The following is a 23,623-nucleotide window of genomic DNA, read 5'->3' on the forward strand; positions in this document are numbered from 1 at the left end:
CCAGGGGCGGACGGCCATCGGAGACTATCTCAACGCCGGCGCGGCCTGGACCGCCGAGCTCGAAGAGGTCCTGAAGGTGGGGGCCGATCAGCGATCGCCCGGCGTGACGCGCACGGCCGAGCAGACGCTGATCGGCATCTTCTGGGGCTATGACGGCGCGCGCGACATCGGCGTTCCGCCCCGGCTCTACAACCAGTGCCTGCGCGAGATCTCGCTCCAGGCCGGCCCGCTGGCGCCCGCCGAGAACGCCGTCCTCTTCGCGCTCGCGAACATGGCGATGGCCGATGCCGGCATCGCGGCCTGGCGGGAGAAATACACCTACCATGTCGGGCGGCCCGTCACCGTCATCCGGGAGGCGGATGTCGGCTTCGGCCCGGACCGTGGACCGGCCGGCCGCAAGCCGGCGGTTTCGGCGCCGACGCTCGGCGCCGCGGCCATGCCTTCGCCGGGCTCGAGCTATGCCGCCATCGAGGCATGGCTTCAAACTCCGACCACTGACACCGTCCAGCGGGGCGATCCCGTCTGGCGGCCGCTCGGAGCTCCCCAGACGAACAGCAAGACCTCGCCGAACGGCCTCGGCACGGTGAACCGGACCCCGCCCTTCCCCGCCTATCCCTCGGGGCACGCGACCTTCGGCGCCAGCTGCTTCGAAGCGGCGCGCCGGGTGCTCGAAGCCTTCGGATATCCATCCGACGCAAGCTTCGACTTCGTCTCCGACGAGTTCGACGGCGTCAGCTGCGATCCCGACGGTTCGGTTCGTCCCCTGCATCGCCGGGGACTGACCCTCGCCCAAGCCGTCCACGAGAATGCGGTAAGCCGCCTCTACCTCGGCGTCCACTGGCGGATGGACGCCGTCGAAGGCACGAGGATCGGGCTGCGCATCATCGACGAGATGGCCGTGCAGCAACGCGGCCCGGCATCGGCGCTGCCCGTTCCGGTGATTCCGGCCTCGCCGGCCGCGGATGCGGCATCGGCCACGGCGGCGGAGGCTTCGTGATGACGGACCTGCGGATCCTCATGCTGAACCAGATCAGCTTCTCCGAATGCGAGACATCGAGAACGCCTGCGGAATCGGTTGGGGAGGAGTTCATCCTCGTCACCGTTTCGGGAAAGGCGCTCGAGATCGCCGACACTCTGGTCTTCGGCCCGTCGCCCTTCTCGGCCGGGAGCCTGTTCGACCGCAGACCGGCGAACGCGCTCGCGCTTCTCCTCCCCGAGAACAGCCGGATCCGGGGTAGGCTGCGCACGGCATCGGGCACGGAACGCGTGTTCGACCTTCTCGGCGATCTTCCGCCCGGACAGACCGACTTCAGGCCCTTTCCGGTTCTTCAGACCCATGCGCACGGCGCCATTCTCAAGCGCCGCACCGAGAACGACGAAACCTCGCCCTGGACCCTGCAGGCCTGGGGCACGGACGAAGGGCCATCGACCTGCCGCGGCTGGGTGTTCGATGCCGTCGAGGTGACCTAACGAGTCGAGGCCTGCAGAGGCCGTCGAACATTCCTCCGCCGCGTCTTCCGACCATGGGCCGCGACAGGGGGCCGCGACATGGGGCCGCGACAGGGGGCCAGCGGCGATGAGCGTCGTCGCCGGTGGCCCGACCTCGTGTCGCGCAGCCCGCCGGGCGAGCGTCCCTTGATGGCGACGACGACCCAAGGCGGTTGCCTTGGCTCGGCATCCGCTCCGGTTCGCGTCCGCTCGGCCCTTCACCCGACACGAAGCCGGGATGGGCCGCCCCTTGCGGGAACCCCGCGGCGGGTCGAAGGTTCGGCCTCCATGGGGCTGTTGTTCGAAGGATCGGCCAGATGAGGCTCAAGCGGATCGCGGTGATCGTGGCGATGCTTCTCGTCGCGGGCCCGACCATGGCGCAGGGCCAGGGAAACGGACAGGGCGGCGGCCGTGGCCAGGATCGCCGGATGCCCCTCTTCGAACAACGCCAGGACGGAGAACGCCGTCCCGACGCGACGCGACGCGAGCGACGGGACCGGGCGGAGGAACGGATCCGGGAGCGCCGGGAGCGTCGCGGCGGCGAAGCCGGCGGGCGAGGCCGCGACAATGGCGACGGAATCTACCGCCGCTCGAACAATTACCGGCGCTGGTGACCGGACCGACAGCCGCACGTCGCCCGCCGTCGTCAGCCGGATTCAGGCGCGGCGGGCGAGCGAGATGCCCTTCGTGCGATGGCGCGGCTGGTCGTCCTCCTGCCCCGCGGGATCGCGGGACTGTTCGTAGAGCACGATGCCGACGGTGCCGGCAGCCCGCACAAGGGAGCGGTCGTCGCAGTGGAGAGCCAGACGAAAGGCGAGGTCGCGCAGGTGCCGCCGGTTGTAGCAGAAGGCCGCCAGGGCGGCGCGCTGCGGAACCGGCAGGCTCATCGCGATGGTCTCGGTGTTCGCCGCGTCGGCCCGCAGGAGAAGGCTGAGCATCTCCAGAGGCACGGGGCACGGCGCTTCGTTGGCGATCGGTCGTCCGTTCATGTCAAACCCGCCATGTTGTGACGCGGCTGGACAAGCAACCGCACCTGTCTTTGGATTGTCCCAACCTTACGCCCCGGGGCTTGCGGGAGGCTTGCGCGGGGAACCAATAGTCAGCTGAACATGTTGAATCTACGTATTGAACACCGCCGAGGAGCGCTTCACCATGCGTCGAGCAGCATCTCCCGTTCACCAGGCCGGCGAAGGATCCGCCGCGGTTGATCGTCCCGATGGCGATCTTCAGATCCACCAGCCGGTCGACCCTTTCGAGGAGATGCCGCACGGCGTCTTCAACGAGGAGGTGGGCTTCGGTTCCCTCGCCTTCGAGGACAGCGTGATCGTCGAACGCGGGCCGCGTCGACCGCACGCCACCGCCACGCCGCGCCTTCTCTCGGCCGGCTCCTTCGCGCGTCTGCGCGCGGGACGCTCCTTCGCCTGAAGCGTCCCGGGCCCGGCTTTCGCCGCGCGACGCGCCGGCCTTCCACGTCGCGTCGCTTCGCGTCGATCGACCCGGAGCGGCGCGTCGATATGGCGGCCTCTGGTCGCCTTGGACAGCGCCCGTTCCTGCCTCTTTTTCGCGCCGGGATCGCCCATGGGGTCATCGGACCCTTCCGGTCGATCGCCTTCTCGGTTTAAACCGTCGGCGCAACGCGGAAGATGAGGAAGGCTCGCGCATGTCGTACCGTTCGGACCTTTGGGGGATCGTCGTCGTGCTCGGCCTCGCCGCTGTCCCGTCCTCCGCTTTCGCCCAGTCGCAGGACTGCGGACCGGGATACCGCATCCTGCGCGGCGACACGCTGGTGGGCATCGCGCGCGCCTGCGACGTCTCGCCCGAAGCGCTTCGCCGCGCCAATCCGCAGATCGACTGGGACCTTCTTCGGATCGGGGCCCCGGTGACCATTCCCCTTTCCGATGCACGACGCCCGATGCCCTCGCGCGGCCCGGTCGACGTCTACGTCATACGTCGCGGCGACAATCTGGCCACGGTCGCTCGCGCCCTCGGCGTGTCGGTCGATGCGCTTCTGGACGCCAATCCGGGCCTGCGCGAGCGCGATCTCGTGCCCGGCCGCGAGATCCGCCTCGGGGCGAGCGGTCGCGACCGCGGCGGTCCCTTGCTCGGGGATGTCGAGGTGAGCGTGCGCGAGCGGTCCGTCGAGCCCGGCGAGATCGCGACCGTCGACATCGAGGGGCTGCCGCCCCGCGCCCCGGTGACGGTCCGCGCCGGACCGGACGGCGGACGCGCCATCACGCAGCGCCAGGGCCGCGCCGGCCGCGACGGCGCGGCCACGATCGAGATCGAGGTTCCCGTGCGCGCGCGCGGCGGCGAGCGCTGGCGCGTCGAGGTCGTGGATCCCCGTGGCCGGCCGATCGCGGATGCGAGCTTCCGCGTGTCCGGCCGCGATGGCGGCGCCCGTCCGGGGCGTCGCGGCGTCACGGTGTCGGGCCTCCTCACGCGGGAGGGCGTCGAATGCCCGGCCCTGCGCTCGGAGGACGGCGATCTCTTCACCCTCAGCGGACGTCTCGGCGGATTTCGCCCCGGCGACGCCGTCACGGTGACCGGCCGCATCGCCGACATGTCCACCTGCCAGCAGGGCACCACGATCGAGGTCGAGCGGATCGACGCCGACCGCTGACCTTTTTTCGACCCGCCGCGACGGCGTCGCGGCGGGCGCATCACGGAGACGTCCATGAAGACCCTCGCCGTTTCGACCCGCACCATCTGCGGCATCGAGGAACTGCCGCAGCACGGCGAGGCCGGGGTGACGCACGTCCTGTCGATCCTCGATCCCGGCCATCCCGAACTGTCCGCCTTCGGCGCCTATGGCGAGCACCGGCGCACGACGCTGCACTTCCACGACATCATCGATCCCCTGCCCGGCCAGATCATGCCCGCGCCCGAGCATGTCGACGCGATCCTGCGCTTCGGGGCCGAGATCGACGCCGAGGCCGAGGCCGGCGCGTCGGGTCATCTCCTCGTCCACTGCCACATGGGCGTGTCGCGCTCCACCGCCGCCATGCTGACGCTGATGGCCCTCGGCGACGCGGAAGCCGGCGAGGCCGAGCTCTTCGAGCGGCTGCGCCAGATCCGTCCGCGGGCCTGGCCGAATTCGGTGATGGTGGCCATGGCCGACGAGCGGCTCGGCCGCAACGGACGCCTCGTCGACGAACTGCGCCGCCACTACGCGCTCCAGATCACCGCCGCCCCGCACATCGCAGGCTGGATGCGCGAGCTGAGGCGCGGGCGCGAGGTCGAGATGGGCCTCTCCGCCTGACGAGGCGCGGCTTTTTCGAGCCCGCGACGTCGCGGACCGTCGGGCCGGGATTTGCGTCCCGGACGCGGGAGAAGCCGCGGCCGGGGCGTCTTGCGTGAGGCGTCAGGCCGAGGCGGCCCGCGCAGGCTTGGCCGCGAGCGCCAGTCCGACCGTCTGCGACAGGTAGCCCAGGAGCGAACCCACGGTCATCGACACCGCGATGTTGAGGAACGGGTTGTCGACGAGCGTCGCCGACATCAGCGTTCCCAGCTTGTTCGCGAGCAGCGCATAGGCCGCGACACAGGCGAAGCCGTAGACGGTCGAGGGGATCGAAGCGAAGATCGGCATGTTCGCCGCGAGCACCATGATCGCCGCGCCGATGCCGACGCAGATGCCGGCGGCGACGGGAACGCCGAGCGAGCCGGCGAGGCTCGTCGTGCCGACGAGCGCCGCCCAGCCGACGAAAGCGCCGAGAATATGCGCGGGGATGTTGGTCTTCACGGCGGCGACGGTCCCGCCGGAATGATAGAACGCGGCCCAGGCGACGAAGGCGGCCCAGATCTGCAGCGAAAGCCCGGCGGCGGGGCCGACGAAGGCCCAGGTCGCCAGCCCGCCGAGACCTCCGATGCTGATGGCGAGAGCGGTGAGAATTGGCATGGTCGTTCCTCCCAGATTGGCCTCGTTTGCGGACAAGCGTCCTTGGGCCCGCGGATCAGCGCCCGCGTGCTCTCTTCTTCGTTTTGAGGCGTCGAATTCTATACAGAATAAAGTCTTCGTGACCAGATGGCAAAGTTGGACGCCCCTGATTTAACTTTTTTATTGCTGTCCTTAAGTTGTATTTGGCCGCACCGCAACACATCGACCGCAATGCACATCTTCCTCTGAGGCATGGGCGGATGGCGCCGGCGCGCGCCGGATCCGTCCGTCTCCCCTTCTCGAATCCCCGGGCATCGCCCATATTCCCGTCATGGCCAAGACCTCGAAGACCTCTCCCAAGCGCTCGCCGATCCTCGACTTCGCCGATGCTTCAGAACGCCTGGAACCCGGCTTCGGCGAAAGTCCGCAAGCCGCCTTCGAGGGCGCGCCGCTCAGCGGCCCCCTGTCCGGCTGGGCCGATGCGATCGCCAGCCAGGCCGAGGTCGAGGCCGAACAGGCCGCCGCGCGCGGCACCGTCGAGGCGCAGACGCAGGCCGCCCCCGAAAAGCCCCGCCCCAAGCCGAAGAAGCCGAGCGAGAAGAACCTCAAGTCGTCGCGCGGCACCTCCATGGGCGGCACGACGGATCCCAAGAAGCGCGCCGCCGCCGGGCTCAATCCCGTGGCCGGCATGGACGTGTCGCTGGAGGACGCGGCCTTCCTGCCGGAGGGCGGCGTCACCGCGACGGTCGACGCGCTGACCAAGCTGATCACCGAGGGCAATCCGCTCCTCAAGGATGGCAAGATCTGGCTGCCGCACCGCCCGGCCCGGCCGGACAAGTCGGAAGGCGGCATCCGCTTCACGATCAAGTCCGACTTCGCCCCCGCCGGCGACCAGCCCACCGCCATCGCCGACCTCGTCTCCGGCATCCAGGACCAGGACCAGACGCAGGTCCTTCTCGGCGTCACCGGCTCCGGCAAGACCTTCACGGTCGCGCAGGTCATCGAGCAGACGCAGCGGCCCGCGCTGATTCTGGCCCCGAACAAGACGCTCGCCGCCCAGCTCTACGGGGAGTTCAAGAACTTCTTCCCGGACAACGCGGTGGAGTATTTCGTCTCCTACTACGACTATTACCAGCCGGAAGCCTACGTGCCGCGCTCCGACACGTTCATCGAGAAGGAGTCCTCGATCAACGAGCAGATCGACCGCATGCGCCACGCAGCGACGCGCGCGCTGCTCGAGCGCGACGACGTCATCATCGTCGCCTCCGTGTCCTGCATCTACGGCATCGGCTCGGTCGAGACGTATACGGCGATGACCTTCCAGATGGCCGTCGGCGACCGGCTCGACCAGCGCCAGCTCCTCGCCGATCTCGTCGCCCAGCAATACAAGCGCCGCGACATGGACTTCGTGCGCGGCTCGTTCCGCGTCCGGGGCGACACGATCGAGATCTTCCCCGCCCACCTCGAGGACCGCGCCTGGCGCATCTCGCTCTTCGGCGACGAGATCGACGCGATCCACGAATTCGACCCGCTGACCGGCGCCAAGACCGACGACCTGAAGTCGGTGAAGATCTACGCGAACTCGCACTACGTGACCCCGCGCCCGACCCTCCAGCAGGCGGTGAAGTCGATCAAGGCGGAGCTGCGCCAGCGCCTCGAAGAGCTCACCCGCGCCGGACGTCTTCTCGAAGCCCAGCGGCTGGAGCAGCGCGTCGGCTTCGACGTCGAGATGATCGAGGCGACCGGGGCCTGCAACGGCATCGAGAACTATTCGCGCTATCTCACGGGCCGCCTGCCCGGCCACCCGCCCCCGACGCTCTTCGAATACATGCCGGACAACGCGCTGGTCTTCATCGACGAGAGCCACGTCACCATTCCGCAGATCGGCGCGATGTACCGGGGCGACTTTCGCCGCAAGGCGACGCTGGCCGAATACGGCTTCCGCCTGCCCTCCTGCATGGACAACCGACCCTTGCGCTTCGAGGAGTGGAACGCGATGCGCCCGCAGACGGTCGCGGTCTCGGCCACGCCCGGCCCCTGGGAGATGGAGGAGGCCGGCGGCGTCTTCGCCGAGCAGGTCATCCGCCCGACCGGCCTCATCGATCCCCAGGTCGAGATCCGCCCCGCGCGCAGCCAGGTCGACGATCTCCTCGGCGAGATCCGCGAAACGGTGGACAAGGGCTACCGCGTCCTCTGCACGGTGCTGACCAAGCGCATGGCCGAGGATCTCACCGAGTATTTCCACGAGCAGGGCATCCGCGTGCGCTACATGCATTCGGACATCGAGACGCTGGAGCGCATCGAGATCATCCGGGATCTCCGCCTCGGCACGTTCGACGTGCTCGTCGGCATCAACCTCCTGCGCGAAGGTCTCGACATCCCGGAATGCGGCCTCGTGGCCATTCTCGACGCGGACAAGGAAGGGTTCCTTCGCTCGGAGACCTCCCTCATCCAGACCATCGGCCGCGCCGCGCGCAATGTCGACGGCAAGGTGATCCTCTATGCCGACCGCACGACCGGCTCGATGGAGCGCGCCATCGCCGAGACCAACCGCCGCCGCGAGAAGCAGGAGGCCTTCAACGCCGCCAACGGCATCACGCCGCAGAGCGTGAAGGCCCATATCGCCGATATTCTCGACAGCTATTACGAGAAGGACCACGTCCGCGTGCCGACCGGCCCGCTGGCGCCCGAAGGCGTGATGGTCGGCGCCAATCTCAAGGCCCATCTCGATGCGCTGACCAAGCAGATGCGCGATTCCGCCGCCGATCTCGACTTCGAGCGCGCCGCGCGCCTGCGCGACGAGATCAAGAAGCTCCAGGCCAAGGAGCTCGAAATGGGCGGGGAGGCCGGTGCCGCCGGCCCCAGCGACACGCTCTCCGACGCCGCCGCCTTCGAGGAGGCGACCCTCTCCCCCATCACCGGCCGCTCCAAGCACGGCAAGCGCGCCCGCCGCGACACCCCCGCCGCCGACGCCCGCTTCGGCCCCAACGGCGAGCCCTTGAAGGCGCGCGGCACGCCGAACCCCGGCCTCCCCCCCACCCTCGGCAACCGCGCCAACCCCGTCTTCGGCCCGAACGGCGAACCCCTCGCCGCCCGCCTCAAGGGCGAATCCGACGCGGCTCCGTCCACGGGCCCCGGCCTCTTCGCCAAGCCCTCCCTCGACGACATGGGCCCCGGCACCGACCTCCCCACGCCGAACCGCCCCGCCCGGGCCGGCGACGGCTATTTCCGCAAGAACTCGCTGGACGAGATGACCGTCGGCCGCACGGAAAAGCCGAGGCACGACGGCCAGCTCCCCACCAAGCCCACCCTCCCCGCCGCCAAGTCCGACGACGCCAAGCCCGTCCGCCGCGAGAAGATCGGCATCGGCAGCTACGAGGACCCCGGCGAGGTCAAACGGAAGGGGCGACGGACGGGGAAGACGGGGAGGCCGGGGCGGTAGCAAACCCGTCCCCGCCGAGGCATGATGCGGATGCAGATCGGCACGGAGCCACCCTGATGACCCGCCTCGACAGAATCGAACAGGATGTCGCCAGCCTGTCGCCCGAAGACCTCGCCCGCTTCCGCGCCTGGTTCGCGCGACACGACGCGGCCCGCTTCGACGAGCGCATCGAAGCCGACGCAACGTCCGGCCGTCTCGCTCCCCTCGCCGACGAAGCGCTGCGCGAATTTCGCGCCGGCCGCGCGAAGCCGCTTTGATCCATCATGCGACGCAAAGCTTCTGGACGGCTTACGATGGCCTACCCCAAGGCATCCGAGCCTTGGCCGACCGAAACTTCCAACTTCTGAAGACCGACCCGCATCATCCGTCCCTGCATTTCAAACGGGTCGGACGCTTCTGGTCCGCTCGCGTCGGCCTTGCCTATCGGGCGCTCGGCGTCGAAGATGAGGGTCGGATGATTTGGTTCTGGATCGGGAGCCATGCGGATTATGACCGGTTGATTCGATGATGGGGAAGGGAATCTGCGGGACGAGATGATCGACGGCTGCACCTCGAAGGCGGCCAATCGGGCCACCTCCCCATCAAGCCCGCCAAGGCCCCAACAGCGCGAAATCCATCTACGGAGAACGAATTGGCATTGAGCGCACCAAGACCCCGGCAAGGTAAATCGGACGAAACATTGGGCATAAAATATCAAATACTAAGTCCCCGAAAAGACAAGACTTTACTGAGTATCGCTATTCTCTTTTGATCCGATTTTCTTAGATGATGATATTTGAGAGTCCGAAACGTCGAATATAGAGACTTTCTTCTTTGAAGGAATATTCATTGGACGACTATAGATTCTTTCAAACTCCGACTTAAAAGCTGTGTCCTCTCGTAAGCCAGCAAATAAAGGCCACTCTTCAAAATTTTTCGACTCAAAGTTTTCTGATTGGGAAACCTTTTCCATCAGCGAGATGACTTGCGAGTCGTTACCCTTAATTGCCGCAACTGAAATCTGGAATTCGTAATTTGCAAAGTTCCAGTCCACGGAATTTATAATCTCAAGAGCTTTATCGTTATCTCCTGTCAACTTATAAGCATTTGCTAAATTGACTAAGTTGATTCGTTTTCGCTGCTCGCTCGACAGGTCTCTTAATGAGGTTGCAAATTCAAGTAGGCGGATTGCTAATGTGTACTTTCCTTGACAAATTAAATTGTAGCAAAACTCACCAAGCCTCTGACTCGCAACCGTCTCTTGATCCTTCTCGATTTTCCTCCAAGCAATTTGGATAAGCTTGACCCCAAACTCGCATATGGCCTCAATCGAAGCACCAATGTAGCGACCATCAGCAGTCAGTTCCTCACCTTTCACGGCGCCATATTTCACCTTGGCTGCAGACGACCGCCGTAAATACTGACTGTTTACAATACCGTTTGCATGTGCATATATATTTCGCCTCTCGAATATTTCTACGAGCTCATCCCATCCGTTGTGTTTGGAACCGATAGGCGGCTGGATTGTTAGAGTTCTCTCAATCCAGCTGATTTGCTCCACGAAACTCTCTCGAATGATACTGTCAACCTCCCTCTCAAGAATGCTTTCTCTAAATTCATCAAGAGACGAAGACTTAAAGACCTCTTGAACCGTAAATTCTTTTCTTGAAGACTCAATTTTTTCTGGATTTTTCTTGAAAATTTCCCGTATAACTAGAGAAAAGTGATGCTCATAACTACTGACGATGCCTATAATTAGCATTTTTGGGATTTGCCGACCTACCATCGATGAAATCGAAATTTTCTGCATCATCTTGAAGAACGCATGCTTAGAATCGTCTTTTATAATAAACAGATCATAATCTTCGCATGTCTCAACTTTTTCGCCACATTTCTTTGCGAATCCGATTACTCCTTTCATCGTTGAAAACGATGACATGTTTGGAACAAGCGAGGATATCATGGGAAGAATTTCCATGTATCCAACCATAGAGTTGACAAATTGAGAGAATATCTTATCGATATCGCTCGGATTTGTGAACGCTTTGCTGTCTAGCTCTTCCTGCCTTCTTCGCTCTCTGACTCTTTCGGATTTTTCAGGGACTACCTTGAGTTTTGAAGGAAATTCACCTTCATTGGATACGACGTGCCCTATAAAATTGCCGTTCTCTTTGTAAATGCAAAGATAAAACTCATCCTCTTGTTTTTTCATTTTTCTGGACTCCTCTCTTCTGTTTGAATATCGAGTTTTTCGCACATTTTGCGCTAGATAAACATGCTATACGATCATTCTTGAGGCACCTCTGCACAATGTTGCCTCCTAAAAAACGGGTATAGCCTTACGATTACCCTGCCCCTCGATTTCTTCTATTGCAAGAAAATTTTTTGCTATTATACACTCTGCATTTTTACCAAACCTCTATGAAAAAAATGAGTTCTATTAGCCAGATTTATCTACAGTCAATTATTTATATTTGATTTTGCCGGCAAGTAAGAAACAAAACATTTCTAGATATACCCACTCGGTATATCTAATTCAGCTTTATGTTGATTCCGCTCAGAAAATTTTAGGAACCTCGCTCGAAAAATCGTGTTGCTTCTTCGATGCACGACTGTAGCAGCGGAAGGGCCAAGTTAATACACGCGACCGGCCCAGTCCACACCTTTTGGTTGAACCGCCAACCTGCTACAGGCCCCTCCTCTTTCATCACACCCGAGCCCTGCCATGCTATCCCGCCGCTCCTTCGGCCAAGCCGCCATCGCCCTCGTCGCCGCCGCCTTCGGGCGGGTCGCGCCGGCGCGGGCGGCGGAGCCGATCATGGATGTCGCGATCGCGGGCGGGCGCTATCATGCCTTGAAGCCGCGCCGGGCCCTGCTGCCGCTCGGCCGCGTGCTCACGCTGGCGCGGGAGCCTGAGAATCCGTTCGACGCCAATGCCGTCGCGATCCTCGACGCGGACGGCGTCCGGCTCGGCTATGTCCCGCGCGCGGCGGCGGGGCAGGTTGCCGCGCTGCTCGACGGCGGCGAGACCGTGACGGCCGAGATCGTCGGCACCTTGCCGGATCGCTTCGCGGACCTGCCGGGGGATGTCGTGGCGACCGACCCCTTTCCCGGCGATCCCCGCATCCGCCTGTCGCGCCCCGCCTGACCGAGCCCTTTAAAAACTTATCCCCACTCTCCCCGCCTCCCCTATCCTCCTCTCACCACCAGCCCGCGAGACGGGCGCGAATGATCACCGGGATCGTTCGGGGGCTGGGGGGCGGGTCTCGGGAGAATGCCGTTTCGGAACGGCGGAGCCCCTTGGTTCGGATGTTCGCGTCGGCTCCGGGAAACCGGGGTTGCGGGAGAGATCGGCGTAGATCCTGGCGGGCGAAGTCGCCCAAAGTCCAATATGCCCGATCAACAGGTATCCGGACAGAAGCCCGCGCGTGGACGCCGGAGGCGGACCAACCACACCACATACCCCTACCGGAGGGTCTTCCTCCGGCGTCCCGCCGCTCCCCCTGAGGACGGCACGAGCATCCCGGCGACCAGCCCGCCGGCTTCATCATCACCCCGGCGCGCCAGCGTGCGGGCGTTTCGGCATGTCCGGCCTCGGGAGGTCGTGCGGGTCTTCGGCTCCATCCCTCACGAAAAAGGCCCCGCCGGAGCGGGGCCTCGATCGCCGAGCCTCGATCGTCGCGAGGGCTTCAGTAATAGCCGCGGCGGTTGTTGTTCTTGCGGTAGATGTTGCGGTCGGCGCGGTCCTGCATGCGCTCCAGGCGGCGCTGCGTGCGGGGATCGACATAGCCGCCGTTCATCGCGCGCGCCCGGCGCTCGACCTGGCGGATGCGCTGCTGCTGGCGGTCGAGGCGGCGCGCCTCGCGCGGTGTCAGGTGGCCGCGCTGGTAGCCGCGGTCGATGCGCTCGTTCTGCCGGTGCTGGCGCACGTCGCTGCGATAGGTCTGGGCGGCCGCGGGAAAGGAGGTCGCGAGAACCAGGGCCGCCGCTGCGAGAATGAGGGTCTTCATGGAATGCTTCCTCGTTCGTTTCATCGGGGACCAGGTTGCGCCGCTGCGCCTGATCCCATCGTGAACCGAACGTTCATCTCGCCTTCAGGTTCAACCGCACTGGCGAAACAAGCGGTTAACCCTGACGAACCGTGAACGCCCTTCGTCCTTCGACGGGCGTCCCGTTCCCGGCGTCGTGCCCTCAGGGAGCCGGCACCGCGTCGATCGCGATGGCGCGCTCCTTCCAGCGGTCGCCCGGCGTGATCGGCTTGTTGATCTCGGACAGGCAGCCGCTCAGCACGGCGAGACCGGCGAGGAGGGCGATCAGGCGAAGGTTCATGGCGGCGGTCTCGTCGGGGGACACAAAGGGGAAGCGGCTGGCGCCGTCAGGTCGGATCGTCGTCGGGCTCCTCGAAGCCGTCGTCCTGTTCGTATTCCCAGCCGCCCGCGCCTTCCCGGCGCCAGAGCTGGCCCTCGCCCGGCCGGCTCATCGTGCCGTCGCGCAAGGTCACCGGCACCGCCGAGGTGGCACGATGCCATCGGCGCCGGTCGCGCGAACTCGGCCGCGCGTGGATCCAGTTCAGAAGCCCTTTCTTCGTCTGCGTCAACATCGCGGCCCCTCCTCCATTGCGGGCCGGCTCGATCGTCGCACGGGAAACGCGGCGGAAACACAGCCGGCATCGGGCGGAAACGGTCGAGGGGTAGAGAGGGTTTCATCGTTCGAACCGGAGGTCCCGCCGATGTTCTCGTCCTTCCGCAGCCCCGCCCTTCGCCACCGCCCCGCCGCCTTTCCCGCCGCGGCCCGCGCCGCCGCTCCCGCCATGGCGGCGGGCATTGCGTCCGTGCCCGGCATCGAGACCCGTGTCCGGCGCGGTGCCATCGCGGGAGCTTTGGCGGGGGGAACGGATGCGTCCCTGTCCCCGCCGCCCGCGGATCGTGCATCCTATGCCACGCGCTTTCCCTGTGGGGGCGGCGGCGGGTCCTTCGTCTGAAGGGCCTGTCTCCTTCCGCTCACCGGGCGGGCGTCGGGCCTCATCAGTTGGCGGTCGCGCCCGGCTCCACCGGCAGGGCGATGCCGCCGTCACCGGGCTCGCCGGCCGCCGGCGTGTCCACGATGTCGTTGTTCGCGCCGGTCGTGGAGGGCGCGAGCGTGCCTTCGCCGCCGACGCCGTTCTGGAGGCCGCCCGGTCCCTTCGTCGCGCCCGCCCCTTCCGTCGTCTCGCCGGAATCGAGGCCGACGCCGGGCACGCCCGTCGCCGCGCCACCGCCGATCTCGGTGCCGGTCGCGGTGGACATCGAGCCGTCCTGCAGCGGCATCGGCGCGGCGTTCGGCTCCGAGGCGGTCTGCGCGGTGGCGGTGCCGCCGATCGAGAGGACGAGCATGGCGGTGTAGAGGGTGCGCGCGTTCATGTCTGGGTGATCCCGTTGGTGCCGCGGCCCGGGCGGCCGCGATCGTCGGGGATAGAAGTCGCGAGGGGCCTTCGGCGTTCCTACTGCTGCGCCAGCGGATCGTAGGGCGGCGCCGGCGGCGAGACGTTCATCGCGCCGAGAAAGGCTTCGATGCGCGTCGCCGACACCGGCATGTCCACCGCGTCCACCGCGCAGATCACGGCGTTCAGCTGGTTGTCGGTCACCCAGATCGCCATTTCCACCGCCTCCTGCTTCGCTCCGGCCTTGGCGACGTAGGAGCGGCGCATGAAGTCGCGCTCGCCGATCCGGCTCCCCGTCGCCGGTCCCGCCGCCGCGAGCGTGCCGGAGGCCGCCGCGAGCTCCGGCCGCACGATCGGCGCCTTGGCCCTCATCCAGCCCTCGAAGTCCTTCCAGGGAAAGGCCTTCGGCCGCAGCATGTCGTGCACCCGGAGCGTGCGCCCCTGGCCCGGCGCGCCGGGCGCCACTGCATGAAGGCAGGCCAGCCCGCCAGCCGGGCAGTCCGCGCCCTCGCAGACGAAGCGCCGTCCCTTGTCCATGGTCGCATCCGCCTGCGGCCCCGCCGTCCAGCCGTCCGGCTGCACCGCCATCGCCGAAGGCGTTCCACCCGCCACCGCCAGCAGCACGGCCAGCGCCAAGCCCCGTCCTCGCATTCCCACGTCTCCCGACACGTTTGTTCTCCGCCTGCCTTATCAGCCCATGCTGGATCGGAGCCGGCCAAGTCCCGAAGCCCCGCCCTTGCGCAAGCCGGTGCGCACTGCCATATCAGCAGCGTTCGGGCATATCTGACCCGGAGACTGGTGAGACGCTTCCTTGCCGCGGGCCTCCCCGCGGAGATGCCGAAGACGGGCCCTTCCGGGTTCGGACCGGCCGTACCGATGACCTCGACCCTTTCGCCGACACGAGCTTTCCGAAATCGCCGACGACCGTTCGACTGGAACGGGCGTCACCTCCATGCGGGCTGCGCGCGACACCGTTGCCACCGAAGCCCGTGCCGATCGGAAGCCAGCCTCTCGATCGGCGACACTGAAAGGGTCATTCCATGAGCCAGACCGGTACCGTCAAGTTCTTCAACGCCTCCAAGGGCTTCGGCTTCGTCACCCCCGAGGGCGGCGCCAAGGACGTCTTCCTTCACGTCACCGCGCTCGAGCGCGCCGGCATGTCGTCCATCGAGGACGGCGCGAAGATCACCTTCGACGTCGAGCCCGACACGCGCGGCAAGGGTCCGAAGGCCGTCAACGTCCAGCGCGCCTGATCGCGCCGACGACCTCCAGCATTTCGGAAAAGGGCTCGCCTCGCGGCGGGCCCTTTTCTTGTCAAGCGTCGTTTCCGTGTCGTCAGTTGCAGGGCAGCGTCGAGAGCTTCCAGTCGTCGTCGGGGCTTTCGAGATCGGCGACCTTCCACCGATCTCCATCCTCCCGCATCGTCCAGCGCATCTCCCGCCGCTCTCCGAACAGCTGGAACCGCGCCGTCACCTCGGTGTCGCCCGCATCGTCGCGCCCGGTCACCTCGGTCTCGATCGTCGTCGCGATCTCCTCCTCGTCATAATCCTGCCCGCCGACCGTCACCACGAAGTCGACGCAGCCCATCTCCCCGGCTTGCGCGCTGAGCTCGGCGCTACGGCGGAAGAGCGCGAGCGCCGGTCCGGTCAAGCCGGAGACATCCTCGCTCTCCAGCGGATTCCAGACCGTCGGCGCATAGAAGCCCCGCACCGTCTCCGCCGCTCCCTCGGCGAGGGCCGGATGGATGACCGAGAGGGCAAGGAGGACGGCGACGGCGGAACGGCAGATCATCGGGGCAAACCTTCGGTTTCGATCCGCCTTGATCGCAGATCGCATGCGGCCCGGCCATCGCCGTCGCTCCCGGTCGCCCGAACCTCGCGACGCGACAACGGCCTCGCCGCTACGCGACGACGGGATCACAGGCATCCGCAAGGCACAAGGCCGCCTGCCGCAGCGTGTCGGCGGAGATCGTGCGACATAGCTCCGGCAAGGCTCCGGCCGCCGCCCATCCGTCGATGAGCTCGTCCGTCAAGGGCGTGTGGACGAAGCCCCAACTCCGGAGCCGCCCGCCCGCGCCGTAGCGGCACAATCGATAATAGGTGTCGTTGCAGAGATAGCGACCGGCATCGCGCGAAACCTCGAAGGGGATCCCGGCCCGTGTCAGCGCGGCGGCACAGGCCGAAAGCGGCCAAGCCCCGGACAGGCGCTCGGGTCCGTCCTCGACGCCGGGACCGGAGGGAAAGCGGCCGGCTGCATCGGCCTGACCGAGTTGGCGCGCGTTCACCGCATCGAGTTCCAGCCGCAGCCGCTGCGCGCCGGCGTGGAGCCCGAAGGCGAGAACGGTATCGGCACCGGATCGCTCGATCGCCTCGCGGAGAACCGGCCAGCTTCGATCCCACTCGACCGGCAAGAGGACCGGATGGACGAGGGATCCGGCCGCCGTGCGAACATCTCTCAGCATTTCCACCAGAGTCTCGCTCGGATTGAGCGGCGCGCTGGGGAAGGCTCCGAAGCCGGCGACAAGTATCGTCATGGAATGCACCCGAACCTACTTCGCGAAAATTTTCAAAGGCTTAAATCCCGAAGCCTCAGCTGTGTCGAAACGAAACGTGAAGTCTCCAGCCAAAAGATCTACTTGCAATCACAGTGCATTGATAGCATCAAAGGACGTTCGGGCAATTTCGCGAACACAGTGAGACTGGACGGATCGCGTATCGGAGGCGCTACCCTCCGGGCGGCATGTGAACAGCATGCCGCGATGTATCGCTTCCTATCCTTGCACTTCGAGACTTGCCTGCGACTGCCAGACGGCAACGCGAACCGCCAGGGATAAGGAGTTCAGGTATGGCACAGACCGGCACCGTCAAATTCTTCAACACCGAAAAAGGCTTCGGCTTCATCAAGCCGGACAATGGCGGAGCGGACATCTTCGTCCACATCTCGGCCGTGCAGGCATCCGGGCTGCCCGGCCTCGTGGAGAACCAGAAGGTCTCCTACGACACCGAGCCGGACAAGCGCGGCAAGGGGCCGAAGGCCGTGAACCTCGAAGCCGCCGACTGATCTCGAGATTGAATGGGCCTTTCAAGCGGAGAGGCCCGAGATCCATCGCTCGTGGTCCGGTTCGCTCGACATCGCCGTGGCGTGATCGCCGCGGCTTTGCCAGTCTTGGCGCATGACGGCGCAGAAGGCAGTCCGGGTCTCGCGGCTCGACAAGACGCCGGCATGGCGCAGATGCGGTCGTCGCGGGGCAATGAATCCAGCATCGTGCCGATGGCTCGAATGCAGTTTCGCAAGGACCGCAGCGGTGCCTTCGAGCATTCGAGCGCCTCTTGCGCGACCGGAGCGTCCGATGGCGCGTCTTTCGCAAGCCTCGGCGGTCGAGACGCGACGGCACGTCCCATGAGTGTCGATAACGGGTGCGTTCGCTTCGCCATCTTACGACGCCGGCCCTGACGTCGCGTGCGCGCCTCGAAGGCCCGAAGCACGGACGCAAGCCGAGGGATCGTCTTCCTTGGATCAGGTCGAACGCAGGGCGCGCACCTCGTTCGGTCCCAGACTGATGCACGTCGAGACCCCGGCACATCACGGTCGATCGACCAGCCACCGGTCCCCGCGCGTCTCGGAAGCGGCCTGTCGCGGGAACCACATCCTGTCCGGCCGTTCCATTTCGGCACAATCCGAATGGCACGCCATATGCAACGCCCGCCTCGAAGGCCCCGTGGGGCCGAGATCCGGAGGTTGCCATGTCTCGTTTCGTTCGACATCTCGTCGCGGTCACAGGCCTGTTCGGAATCATGCTGGGCGCATCCTCGCCCGTTCATGCCGGCGACATCGGACGAGGCGGTCGCTCGACGACCCGCGACGTACACTTGGCGAACAGCAACGCCCGCGATGTTCGAGGACGGGACCATGGTCTGGAACGCACCGGCTCCGGCAGTTTCGACCACGTGGTCGTCGGCGGCGGATCCTTTGTCTCGACGCACCGCTACATCGACGATCGCCGTGGAACGATCGGCTTCGACGCGGATCTCTACGAAGGACGGCACGATCGCTCCTTCGACGGCCGCACGTCCGGAGCGACGAAGCGCTATCGGGATCGCGATCGCGATCGCTTCGACAATGAAACCCGCCGCGCCGGCGGCTCTTTTATCCGCCTTCGCGATGCCGGTCGCATCGATCGCTTCGGACGCGATCCGCGTTACGATGGTCGCCGGGACGCAGGGGACCGGTATGATCTTGGCGACACGCTGACGACCTTCGACGTCGGAGACTGGCGCGGCGGCTCCAGCATCGTGGCCTACGGTCTCCCCTCCTATGGAGACCCCGCGAGCCTGTCCGGCCCGTCGCTTCATCCCGGCCCGAAGATCATCGACATCGAGACCGAACGGCTCGATCGGCGCCCGATCGGACCGTCCGGCCTCGATGTCGTCGATACCGGCGGCGCGAGGATCATCCGGATCGCGCCGGGCTACCGCATGAAGGGCAGAACGGCGGAGACGAAGCGCGTTGCCGCCGGGAGGGATCTCGGCCGCCAGCCCTGGTCGGCCGCTTGGCTGACCCATTGCAGCCGAACCCACAGCAGTTTTGATCCCGAGCTCGGCACCTACGTCACACCGAGCGGCAAGGTCCGCTTCTGCAACGCCGAATGATCGTCAGGGGGATCGCGAGGGATCGCTCGACATCGCAAATTTGTCGAGCGGCTCTTGTCATCCATGCCCACCGGCGCAGGTCCAGCGGCTCGCACCGATGCCACCCTCACGTGAGGTAGGGATTGGTCCTGCGCTCGTGGCCGAGGGTTCCGCCGGGACCGTGGCCGCAGAGGAAGGCGACGTCGTCGCCGAGCGGCAGCACCTTCTCGCGGATGGAGCGGATCAGCGTCGCGTGGTCGCCGCCGGGCAGGTCCGTGCGGCCGATCGAGCCGGCGAAGAGAACGTCGCCCGCATGCAGGAACCGGGCCGCGCGATGAAAGAAGACGACATGCCCGGGCGCATGTCCCGGACAATGCAGGACCTCGAAGACATGACGACCGAAGCCGACCGTCTCGCCGTCGGTGAGCCAGCGGTCGGGTACGGCGTTTTCCAGATGATCGGGGACGCCGAACATCTTGGCCTGGTTCTCGATATGGGCCAGGAGCTCCGCGTCGGCCTTGTGGGGACCGACGATCGGGATCCCCCCCAGCTTCGCCTTCAGAGCCATGGCGCCGCCGGCATGGTCGAGATGGCCGTGGGTCAGCCAGATCTCGCGGATGTCGATGCCAAGCTCGTCGGCCGCAGCGAGGATCTTCGGCACGTCGCCGCCGGGATCGACGACGACGCCGACCTTGTCGTCGGGGTCGTAGAGGAAGCAGCAATTCTGCTGAAAAACCGTGACCGGGACGATCCGCACCGCAAGGCGCGGGCCCTCGACGCCGTGCTCCGCCGATCCAGGCGCGCCCTCGCTCATGGCGCGGCCACGCGCTGGGGCTGGACCTCGGCGGCATAGTCCTCGACCAGCCGACGCGTGATCTCGCCGGGCGCGAAGCGGTAGGGGCCGACCTCGGAGACCGGCGTCACCTCGGCGGCCGTCCCGCACAGGAAGCACTCGGTGAAGCCTTCCATCTCCTCCGGCTGAATCGCGCGCACCTCGACGGGATATCCGCGGCGCGTCGCGAGCTCGATCACGGTGCGCCGTGTGATGCCGTCGAGGAAGCAGTCGGGCGTCGGCGTGTGGATCGTGCCGTCCTTGACGAAGAAGACGTTGGCGCCGGTCGCCTCCGCCACTTGTCCGCGCCAGTCGAGCATCAGCGCGTCGGCATAGCCCTTGGCTTCGGCCGCATGCTTGGAAATGGTGCAGATCATGTAGAGGCCGCTCGCCTTCGACTTGGACGGCGCCGTCATCGGGTCGGGTCTGCGATACTCCGCCAGATCGAGGCGGATGCCCTTCATGCGCTGCTCGGGATCGAAGTAGCTCGGCCATTGCCAGATCGCGATGGCGACGTTGATGCGGTTCTTCTGCGCCGCGACGCCCATCATCTCCGAGCCGCGCCAGGCGATCGGCCGGACATAGGCATCCATGAAGCCCTGACGGCGAAGAAGTTCGGTGCAGGCGTCGTCGATCTCGTCGGGCGTATAAGGGATCGTGAAGCCGAGCAGGCGGCCGGACTCGATCAGTCGTTCGGTGTGCTGCCGCAGCTTGAAGATCTCGCCGCCATAGGCCCGTTCGCCTTCGAACACGGCGCTCGCGTAGTGAAGTCCATGCGTCAGCACGTGGACCTTGGCGTCGCGCCAGGGCACGAACTCGCCGTTGAACCAAATCTGTCCGTCGAGCTGATCGAATGGAACTGACGTCATGTCCTACCGCGCCGCTCAGGGCGCGCTCCCTTTTGCCCAAGCAGCCGTTTGCGGCAGGGTCTCTCCAGCCCCGGCCTAATCCTCGTTTCCACGACCCTGAGAACCCGGCGATCTCGGTCAGCAGGTCTTCTGGGACGCGGAGGAAACGGACCGTTCGTCCGGCCGGGCTTCAGACCCGGTTCTTGACGGTTCCAACGAGGCGCTTTGAATGTAACAATGGCACCAAATTACGTCAACAGTGCTGACCTATTTCGATGGATGAGTGTTTGGACGATCGTGTCGTGCCCCCCCGTGCTCCCCGCGCAACGCCCCGCTCGATCGTGACCGAGGGCCTGACGACGACCGGCGAACTCGATTTCCGCATCATCGAGCTCTTCTTTTTCGCCTATCGGGAATTCACCGCCGATGCCGATCTCGTGCTGGAGCGCTTCGGCTTCGGACGCGCGCATCACCGGGTCCTTCACTTCGTCAACCGCGCGCCCGGCATGACCATCGCCGATCTTCTCGACCTCCTGCAGATCACCAAGCAATCGCTCGGACGCGTCTTGCGCCAGCTGGTGGACGGCGGCTTCGTGGAGCAGCTTCCCGGCGCCGAAGACCGCCGCCAGCGCCGTCTCTTCCCGACACAGGAAGGCCGCGATCTCGCGCTTGAACTCTCCCGCGCGCAGGCCGCGCGCATCGAGGCGGCGCTGGCGACCGCAGGTCCGCACGATGCCGATCCGGTGGCCGCCTTCCTTCTGGAAATGTCCGGGGACCGGGACAGCACCAAGGCCTGGTTCGAGCGGAACGGCATCGGACCGGAGCGAGGACGACAGGCATGAGCACCGCCGAAAGCCGAAGCGACGCGGCCCCGCGACCCTTCATCGACGATGATGCCCCGCATCTTCTGATCGTCGACGACGACCGGCGCATCCGCAGCCTCCTCTCGCGCTTTCTCTCGGAGCGCGGGTTTCGCGTCTCGATGGCCGCCGACGCGGCCGAGGCGCGCAAGATCCTGGTGGGACTCGACTTCGATCTCCTCGTCGTCGACGTCATGATGCCCGGCGAGAACGGGATCGATCTCGTACGCTCGATCTCGAGCCTGCGCGACACGCCGATCCTGATGCTCACCGCCAAGTCGGAGATCGAGGAGCGGATCGAGGGGCTGGAAGCGGGCGCCGACGATTATCTCACGAAACCCTTCGATCCCCGCGAACTCCTTCTCCGGATCAACAACATCCTGAAGCGCGGCGTGCCGGCTCCGGTTCCCAAGGTGGAAACGGTCCGGTTCGGCCCGTTCACCTTCTCGCTCTCCAAGCGGGAGTTGAAGCGCGGCCCGGAACTGATCCGGCTGACCGAACGCGAACAGGAGATCATGGCTCTCTTTGCGGAAAAGGCCGGCGAGACGATCCAGCGCCAGGCCCTGCTCGGCGAGGAGACGGAGGTGGGCGAGCGCACGGTGGATGTGCAGATCAACCGTCTTCGCCGCAAGATCGAAGCCGATCCCGCCAATCCCCTCTGGCTGCAGACCGTCCGAGGCATCGGCTACCGGCTGAATGTCGATTGAAGGACGTTTCGTGACTCTGATCGAACGGCTGCGGGACCGCGCGCCACGGGATCTGGAGATGGCGAAGGCCTTCCTCGGGTCGCTTGCGGCACGTCTTCCTTCCACGGGCCGGCGGCTGCCGCGCATCGACATCTGGCGCGGGCCGCTTCGCCACGTGCCCCGCTTTCTGTCGCGCCGGGTGCCGAAGGGTCTCTATGCCCGTTCGCTCATCATCATCATCGCGCCGATGGTGCTCCTGCAGTCGGTCGTCGCCTTCGTCTTCATGGAGCGCCACTGGCAGCTCGTGACGCAGCGCCTCTCGACGGCGGTGGTGCGCGACATCTCCGGCATCATCGACGTCATCGAGACCTATCCGCAGGATCCCGACTTCGCCGAGATCACACGGATCGCGCGCGACAAGCTCAATCTCAACATCGCGGTCCTGCCGCCCGAACCCCTCCCCGCGCCGGCGCCCAAACCCTTCTTCAACATTCTCGACAGCATCCTCTCCGAGGAGATCACCGACCAGATCGCGCGGCCCTTCTGGATCGACACGGTGGGCGACAGCGGCCTCGTTGAGATCCGGATCCAACTCGAAGCGCATCTGTTGCGCGTCTTCGCCCGGCGCAATTCCGCCTATGCCTCGAACTCGCACATCTTCCTGCTCTGGATGGTCGGCACCTCGCTCGTCCTGATCCTCATCGCGGTGCTCTTCCTGCGCAACCAGATCCGGCCGATCCAATCCCTCGCCGCCGCCGCGGAAGGTTTCGGCCGCGGTCAGCCGATGCCCCCGGACTTTCGTCCGCGCGGCGCATCCGAGGTTCGCAAGGCCTCGCTCGCCTTCATCCAGATGCGCGATCGGATCGAACGGCAGATCGAGCAGCGGACCCAGATGCTGAACGGCGTCTCCCACGACCTGCGAACCGTCCTGACGCGCTTCCGGCTGCAGCTCGCGCTGCTCGGAGACGGCGAGGACCAGCGCGAGTTGAACGAGGACATCGACGAAATGCAGCGCATGCTGGAGGGCTATCTCTCCTTCGCGCGCGGCGAAGCCGGCGAGGACGTCGCCGAGCTCGACCTCGAACGCGTCTTCGAGAGGCTTGCGGCGGAAGGAACGCTGAAGGGCAAGGCGATCGAGACGGACGTCTCCGGCGATCCCCGCATCATGGTGCGGCCCGACAGCTTCCGCCGCCTGATCGGCAATCTCGTCGGCAATGCGCTGCGCCATGCGAACCGCGTGAGGATCATCGGCCGACACGAGGGGCGCTGGCTGACGATCGCGGTGGAGGACGACGGGCCCGGCATTCCCGCCGAGCAGCGCGAGGAGGTCTTCAAGCCGTTCATGCGCCTCGACACCGCGCGCAATCTCGATGCCGGCGGCACCGGCCTCGGTCTTGCCATCGCCCGCGACATCGCGCGCAGCCATGGCGGCGACATTCTGTTGTCGGACTCCGCGCTCGGCGGGCTGCGGGCGATGATCCGGATCCCGGCCTAGGGAGCGAAGCGTCCGCCGTCGAGGCATTCCCATGACGGAACTCCGGATATCGATGTCGCGTCGCGCGATGGC

At 65.7% G+C, this 23,623-nt stretch carries 30 protein-coding genes; 17 read left to right on the plus strand and 13 right to left on the minus strand.

The features are described 5' to 3' along the window. Positions 1 to 76 precede the first annotated feature (76 nt). The 3 genes from ASG43_RS16650 to ASG43_RS16660 all read left to right on the plus strand — a co-directional run bounded on the left by ASG43_RS16650 (position 77) and on the right by ASG43_RS16660 (position 2,102). On the plus strand, positions 77 to 997 hold the full coding sequence (locus ASG43_RS16650) for a vanadium-dependent haloperoxidase (RefSeq protein ID WP_056507545.1): 921 nt from the start codon (positions 77 to 79) through the stop codon (positions 995 to 997). Next, the gene (locus ASG43_RS16655) at positions 997 to 1,470 is read left to right on the plus strand and encodes a hypothetical protein (protein ID WP_056507547.1); all 474 of its coding nucleotides are present in this window, start codon (positions 997 to 999) and stop codon (positions 1,468 to 1,470) included. Before ASG43_RS16650 ends, ASG43_RS16655 begins: the two co-directional genes overlap by 1 nt. Before the next feature lie 335 nt (positions 1,471 to 1,805). Then, complete coding sequence (locus ASG43_RS16660; protein WP_056507549.1) at positions 1,806 to 2,102, plus strand: hypothetical protein; 297 nt, start codon at positions 1,806 to 1,808, stop codon at positions 2,100 to 2,102. Between the two features lie 42 nt (positions 2,103 to 2,144). On the opposite strand, the gene ASG43_RS16665 is transcribed toward ASG43_RS16660, so the two are convergent. Next, positions 2,145 to 2,477 (minus strand): hypothetical protein, encoded by a 333-nt coding sequence (locus ASG43_RS16665; protein WP_156386752.1) that lies wholly within the window; start codon positions 2,475 to 2,477, stop codon positions 2,145 to 2,147. 163 nt (positions 2,478 to 2,640) lie between these two features. Here ASG43_RS16665 and ASG43_RS16670 point away from each other — a divergent pair, with 163 nt between their 5' ends. The 3 genes from ASG43_RS16670 (at position 2,641) to ASG43_RS16680 (ending at position 4,747) form a co-directional block, all read left to right on the plus strand. Continuing rightward, complete coding sequence (locus ASG43_RS16670) at positions 2,641 to 2,913, plus strand: hypothetical protein (protein WP_156386753.1); 273 nt, start codon at positions 2,641 to 2,643, stop codon at positions 2,911 to 2,913. Positions 2,914 to 3,148: 235 nt separating this feature from the next. Next, the gene (locus ASG43_RS16675) at positions 3,149 to 4,108 is read left to right on the plus strand and encodes a LysM peptidoglycan-binding domain-containing protein (protein ID WP_056507556.1); all 960 of its coding nucleotides are present in this window, start codon (positions 3,149 to 3,151) and stop codon (positions 4,106 to 4,108) included. A 54-nt stretch (positions 4,109 to 4,162) separates the two neighbouring features. Further along, positions 4,163 to 4,747, plus strand: coding sequence for a protein-tyrosine phosphatase family protein (locus ASG43_RS16680; protein ID WP_056507558.1), 585 nt, complete (start codon positions 4,163 to 4,165; stop codon positions 4,745 to 4,747). A gap of 102 nt (positions 4,748 to 4,849) precedes the next feature. Here the strand turns inward: ASG43_RS16680 and ASG43_RS16685 are convergent, their stop codons facing one another. After that, positions 4,850 to 5,383 carry a DUF1097 domain-containing protein gene (locus tag ASG43_RS16685; protein WP_056507560.1) on the minus strand — a complete coding sequence of 178 codons (534 nt, stop codon included), beginning with the start codon at positions 5,381 to 5,383 and terminating at the stop codon, positions 4,850 to 4,852. A gap of 310 nt (positions 5,384 to 5,693) precedes the next feature. Here ASG43_RS16685 and uvrB point away from each other — a divergent pair, with 310 nt between their 5' ends. Genes uvrB through ASG43_RS23625 form a run of 3 tightly spaced genes read left to right on the plus strand, consistent with a single transcriptional unit; the run spans position 5,694 to position 9,312 of the window. Then, the gene (gene uvrB, locus ASG43_RS16690; protein WP_056507562.1) at positions 5,694 to 8,804 is read left to right on the plus strand and encodes an excinuclease ABC subunit UvrB; all 3,111 of its coding nucleotides are present in this window, start codon (positions 5,694 to 5,696) and stop codon (positions 8,802 to 8,804) included. Between the two features lie 56 nt (positions 8,805 to 8,860). Beyond that, on the plus strand, positions 8,861 to 9,061 hold the full coding sequence (locus ASG43_RS16695; protein WP_056507564.1) for a hypothetical protein: 201 nt from the start codon (positions 8,861 to 8,863) through the stop codon (positions 9,059 to 9,061). After that, the gene (locus ASG43_RS23625) at positions 9,058 to 9,312 is read left to right on the plus strand and encodes a hypothetical protein (protein WP_056507565.1); all 255 of its coding nucleotides are present in this window, start codon (positions 9,058 to 9,060) and stop codon (positions 9,310 to 9,312) included. Before ASG43_RS16695 ends, ASG43_RS23625 begins: the two co-directional genes overlap by 4 nt. 216 nt (positions 9,313 to 9,528) lie before the next feature. On the opposite strand, the gene ASG43_RS22925 is transcribed toward ASG43_RS23625, so the two are convergent. After that, a complete protein-coding gene (locus ASG43_RS22925; protein ID WP_156386755.1) occupies positions 9,529 to 10,995 on the minus strand; it encodes a hypothetical protein in 1,467 nt (488 codons plus the stop codon). 513 nt (positions 10,996 to 11,508) lie between these two features. On the opposite strand from ASG43_RS22925, the gene ASG43_RS16705 reads away from it, so the two are divergent. Then, entirely contained in the window at positions 11,509 to 11,931 is a 423-nt protein-coding gene (locus ASG43_RS16705; protein WP_056507567.1) for an HIRAN domain-containing protein, read from the plus strand. 541 nt (positions 11,932 to 12,472) lie between these two features. On the opposite strand, the gene ASG43_RS16710 is transcribed toward ASG43_RS16705, so the two are convergent. The 3 genes from ASG43_RS16710 to ASG43_RS16715 all read right to left on the minus strand — a co-directional run bounded on the left by ASG43_RS16710 (position 12,473) and on the right by ASG43_RS16715 (position 13,383). Next, positions 12,473 to 12,793 (minus strand): hypothetical protein, encoded by a 321-nt coding sequence (locus ASG43_RS16710; protein ID WP_056507569.1) that lies wholly within the window; start codon positions 12,791 to 12,793, stop codon positions 12,473 to 12,475. A 181-nt stretch (positions 12,794 to 12,974) separates the two neighbouring features. Further along, positions 12,975 to 13,112 (minus strand): hypothetical protein, encoded by a 138-nt coding sequence (locus ASG43_RS22930; RefSeq protein ID WP_156386756.1) that lies wholly within the window; start codon positions 13,110 to 13,112, stop codon positions 12,975 to 12,977. 46 nt (positions 13,113 to 13,158) lie between these two features. Further along, positions 13,159 to 13,383 (minus strand): hypothetical protein, encoded by a 225-nt coding sequence (locus ASG43_RS16715; RefSeq protein ID WP_056507571.1) that lies wholly within the window; start codon positions 13,381 to 13,383, stop codon positions 13,159 to 13,161. Positions 13,384 to 13,512: 129 nt separating this feature from the next. Between ASG43_RS16715 and ASG43_RS16720 the strand changes: the two genes are divergently transcribed. Further along, a complete protein-coding gene (locus tag ASG43_RS16720) occupies positions 13,513 to 13,764 on the plus strand; it encodes a hypothetical protein (protein ID WP_056507573.1) in 252 nt (83 codons plus the stop codon). 43 nt (positions 13,765 to 13,807) lie between these two features. On the opposite strand, the gene ASG43_RS16725 is transcribed toward ASG43_RS16720, so the two are convergent. Both ASG43_RS16725 and ASG43_RS16730 read right to left on the minus strand, forming a co-directional pair. Then, entirely contained in the window at positions 13,808 to 14,182 is a 375-nt protein-coding gene (locus tag ASG43_RS16725) for a hypothetical protein (protein WP_056507575.1), read from the minus strand. An 80-nt stretch (positions 14,183 to 14,262) separates the two neighbouring features. Beyond that, on the minus strand, positions 14,263 to 14,838 hold the full coding sequence (locus tag ASG43_RS16730) for a hypothetical protein (RefSeq protein ID WP_156386757.1): 576 nt from the start codon (positions 14,836 to 14,838) through the stop codon (positions 14,263 to 14,265). A gap of 404 nt (positions 14,839 to 15,242) precedes the next feature. Between ASG43_RS16730 and ASG43_RS16735 the strand changes: the two genes are divergently transcribed. Further along, positions 15,243 to 15,455, plus strand: coding sequence for a cold-shock protein (locus ASG43_RS16735; RefSeq protein ID WP_056507579.1), 213 nt, complete (start codon positions 15,243 to 15,245; stop codon positions 15,453 to 15,455). 82 nt (positions 15,456 to 15,537) lie between these two features. Here ASG43_RS16735 and ASG43_RS16740 read toward each other — a convergent pair whose 3' ends face one another. Beyond that, on the minus strand, positions 15,538 to 15,993 hold the full coding sequence (locus ASG43_RS16740; protein WP_056507580.1) for a hypothetical protein: 456 nt from the start codon (positions 15,991 to 15,993) through the stop codon (positions 15,538 to 15,540). Between the two features lie 109 nt (positions 15,994 to 16,102). Continuing rightward, entirely contained in the window at positions 16,103 to 16,735 is a 633-nt protein-coding gene (locus tag ASG43_RS16745) for a pyroglutamyl-peptidase I (RefSeq protein ID WP_056507584.1), read from the minus strand. A 311-nt stretch (positions 16,736 to 17,046) separates the two neighbouring features. Here ASG43_RS16745 and ASG43_RS16750 point away from each other — a divergent pair, with 311 nt between their 5' ends. Beyond that, positions 17,047 to 17,262 (plus strand): cold-shock protein, encoded by a 216-nt coding sequence (locus ASG43_RS16750; protein WP_056507586.1) that lies wholly within the window; start codon positions 17,047 to 17,049, stop codon positions 17,260 to 17,262. A 21-nt stretch (positions 17,263 to 17,283) separates the two neighbouring features. Here the strand turns inward: ASG43_RS16750 and ASG43_RS16755 are convergent, their stop codons facing one another. Next, on the minus strand, positions 17,284 to 17,520 hold the full coding sequence (locus ASG43_RS16755) for a hypothetical protein (protein ID WP_056507588.1): 237 nt from the start codon (positions 17,518 to 17,520) through the stop codon (positions 17,284 to 17,286). A gap of 425 nt (positions 17,521 to 17,945) precedes the next feature. Between ASG43_RS16755 and ASG43_RS16760 the strand changes: the two genes are divergently transcribed. Then, positions 17,946 to 18,851 carry a hypothetical protein gene (locus tag ASG43_RS16760; RefSeq protein WP_056507589.1) on the plus strand — a complete coding sequence of 302 codons (906 nt, stop codon included), beginning with the start codon at positions 17,946 to 17,948 and terminating at the stop codon, positions 18,849 to 18,851. A 106-nt stretch (positions 18,852 to 18,957) separates the two neighbouring features. On the opposite strand, the gene ASG43_RS16765 is transcribed toward ASG43_RS16760, so the two are convergent. Then, positions 18,958 to 19,644: an MBL fold metallo-hydrolase gene (locus ASG43_RS16765; protein WP_056507590.1), complete on the minus strand. Its 687-nt coding sequence runs from the start codon at positions 19,642 to 19,644 to the stop codon at positions 18,958 to 18,960. Next, positions 19,641 to 20,531, minus strand: a complete 891-nt coding sequence (locus ASG43_RS16770; RefSeq protein ID WP_056507591.1) for a branched-chain amino acid aminotransferase — start codon at positions 20,529 to 20,531, stop codon at positions 19,641 to 19,643. Before ASG43_RS16770 ends, ASG43_RS16765 begins: the two co-directional genes overlap by 4 nt. Before the next feature lie 281 nt (positions 20,532 to 20,812). Here ASG43_RS16770 and ASG43_RS16775 point away from each other — a divergent pair, with 281 nt between their 5' ends. The 3 genes from ASG43_RS16775 to ASG43_RS16785 are packed head-to-tail and all read left to right on the plus strand — an operon-like array spanning position 20,813 to position 23,551. Continuing rightward, entirely contained in the window at positions 20,813 to 21,352 is a 540-nt protein-coding gene (locus tag ASG43_RS16775) for a MarR family transcriptional regulator (protein WP_244488138.1), read from the plus strand. Continuing rightward, on the plus strand, positions 21,349 to 22,077 hold the full coding sequence (locus tag ASG43_RS16780) for a response regulator (protein WP_056507594.1): 729 nt from the start codon (positions 21,349 to 21,351) through the stop codon (positions 22,075 to 22,077). The genes ASG43_RS16775 and ASG43_RS16780 overlap by 4 nt, the downstream gene beginning before the upstream one ends. Before the next feature lie 58 nt (positions 22,078 to 22,135). Continuing rightward, positions 22,136 to 23,551 (plus strand): ATP-binding protein, encoded by a 1,416-nt coding sequence (locus ASG43_RS16785; protein WP_082491020.1) that lies wholly within the window; start codon positions 22,136 to 22,138, stop codon positions 23,549 to 23,551. Positions 23,552 to 23,623: the final 72 nt, after the last annotated feature.

The sequence above is a fragment of the Aureimonas sp. Leaf454 genome (assembly GCF_001424685.1).
Classification (GTDB): Bacteria; Pseudomonadota; Alphaproteobacteria; order Rhizobiales; family Rhizobiaceae; genus Plantimonas.

Coding starts and splice junctions, on each gene's coding strand:
- ASG43_RS16655 (WP_056507547.1), top strand. CDS start 997: ATGACGGACCTGCGGATCCTCATGCTGAACCAGATCAGCTTCTCCGAA.
- ASG43_RS16660 (WP_056507549.1), top strand. CDS start 1,806: ATGAGGCTCAAGCGGATCGCGGTGATCGTGGCGATGCTTCTCGTCGCG.
- ASG43_RS16665 (WP_156386752.1), bottom strand. CDS start 2,477: ATGAACGGACGACCGATCGCCAACGAAGCGCCGTGCCCCGTGCCTCTG.
- ASG43_RS16670 (WP_156386753.1), top strand. CDS start 2,641: ATGCGTCGAGCAGCATCTCCCGTTCACCAGGCCGGCGAAGGATCCGCC.
- ASG43_RS16675 (WP_056507556.1), top strand. CDS start 3,149: ATGTCGTACCGTTCGGACCTTTGGGGGATCGTCGTCGTGCTCGGCCTC.
- ASG43_RS16680 (WP_056507558.1), top strand. CDS start 4,163: ATGAAGACCCTCGCCGTTTCGACCCGCACCATCTGCGGCATCGAGGAA.
- ASG43_RS16685 (WP_056507560.1), bottom strand. CDS start 5,383: ATGCCAATTCTCACCGCTCTCGCCATCAGCATCGGAGGTCTCGGCGGG.
- uvrB (WP_056507562.1), top strand. CDS start 5,694: ATGGCCAAGACCTCGAAGACCTCTCCCAAGCGCTCGCCGATCCTCGAC.
- ASG43_RS16695 (WP_056507564.1), top strand. CDS start 8,861: ATGACCCGCCTCGACAGAATCGAACAGGATGTCGCCAGCCTGTCGCCC.
- ASG43_RS22925 (WP_156386755.1), bottom strand. CDS start 10,995: ATGAAAAAACAAGAGGATGAGTTTTATCTTTGCATTTACAAAGAGAAC.
- ASG43_RS16705 (WP_056507567.1), top strand. CDS start 11,509: ATGCTATCCCGCCGCTCCTTCGGCCAAGCCGCCATCGCCCTCGTCGCC.
- ASG43_RS16710 (WP_056507569.1), bottom strand. CDS start 12,793: ATGAAGACCCTCATTCTCGCAGCGGCGGCCCTGGTTCTCGCGACCTCC.
- ASG43_RS22930 (WP_156386756.1), bottom strand. CDS start 13,112: ATGAACCTTCGCCTGATCGCCCTCCTCGCCGGTCTCGCCGTGCTGAGC.
- ASG43_RS16715 (WP_056507571.1), bottom strand. CDS start 13,383: ATGTTGACGCAGACGAAGAAAGGGCTTCTGAACTGGATCCACGCGCGG.
- ASG43_RS16720 (WP_056507573.1), top strand. CDS start 13,513: ATGTTCTCGTCCTTCCGCAGCCCCGCCCTTCGCCACCGCCCCGCCGCC.
- ASG43_RS16725 (WP_056507575.1), bottom strand. CDS start 14,182: ATGAACGCGCGCACCCTCTACACCGCCATGCTCGTCCTCTCGATCGGC.
- ASG43_RS16735 (WP_056507579.1), top strand. CDS start 15,243: ATGAGCCAGACCGGTACCGTCAAGTTCTTCAACGCCTCCAAGGGCTTC.
- ASG43_RS16740 (WP_056507580.1), bottom strand. CDS start 15,993: ATGATCTGCCGTTCCGCCGTCGCCGTCCTCCTTGCCCTCTCGGTCATC.
- ASG43_RS16745 (WP_056507584.1), bottom strand. CDS start 16,735: ATGACGATACTTGTCGCCGGCTTCGGAGCCTTCCCCAGCGCGCCGCTC.
- ASG43_RS16750 (WP_056507586.1), top strand. CDS start 17,047: ATGGCACAGACCGGCACCGTCAAATTCTTCAACACCGAAAAAGGCTTC.
- ASG43_RS16755 (WP_056507588.1), bottom strand. CDS start 17,520: ATGCTCGAAGGCACCGCTGCGGTCCTTGCGAAACTGCATTCGAGCCAT.
- ASG43_RS16760 (WP_056507589.1), top strand. CDS start 17,946: ATGTCTCGTTTCGTTCGACATCTCGTCGCGGTCACAGGCCTGTTCGGA.
- ASG43_RS16765 (WP_056507590.1), bottom strand. CDS start 19,644: ATGAGCGAGGGCGCGCCTGGATCGGCGGAGCACGGCGTCGAGGGCCCG.
- ASG43_RS16770 (WP_056507591.1), bottom strand. CDS start 20,531: ATGACGTCAGTTCCATTCGATCAGCTCGACGGACAGATTTGGTTCAAC.
- ASG43_RS16780 (WP_056507594.1), top strand. CDS start 21,349: ATGAGCACCGCCGAAAGCCGAAGCGACGCGGCCCCGCGACCCTTCATC.
- ASG43_RS16785 (WP_082491020.1), top strand. CDS start 22,136: ATGGCGAAGGCCTTCCTCGGGTCGCTTGCGGCACGTCTTCCTTCCACG.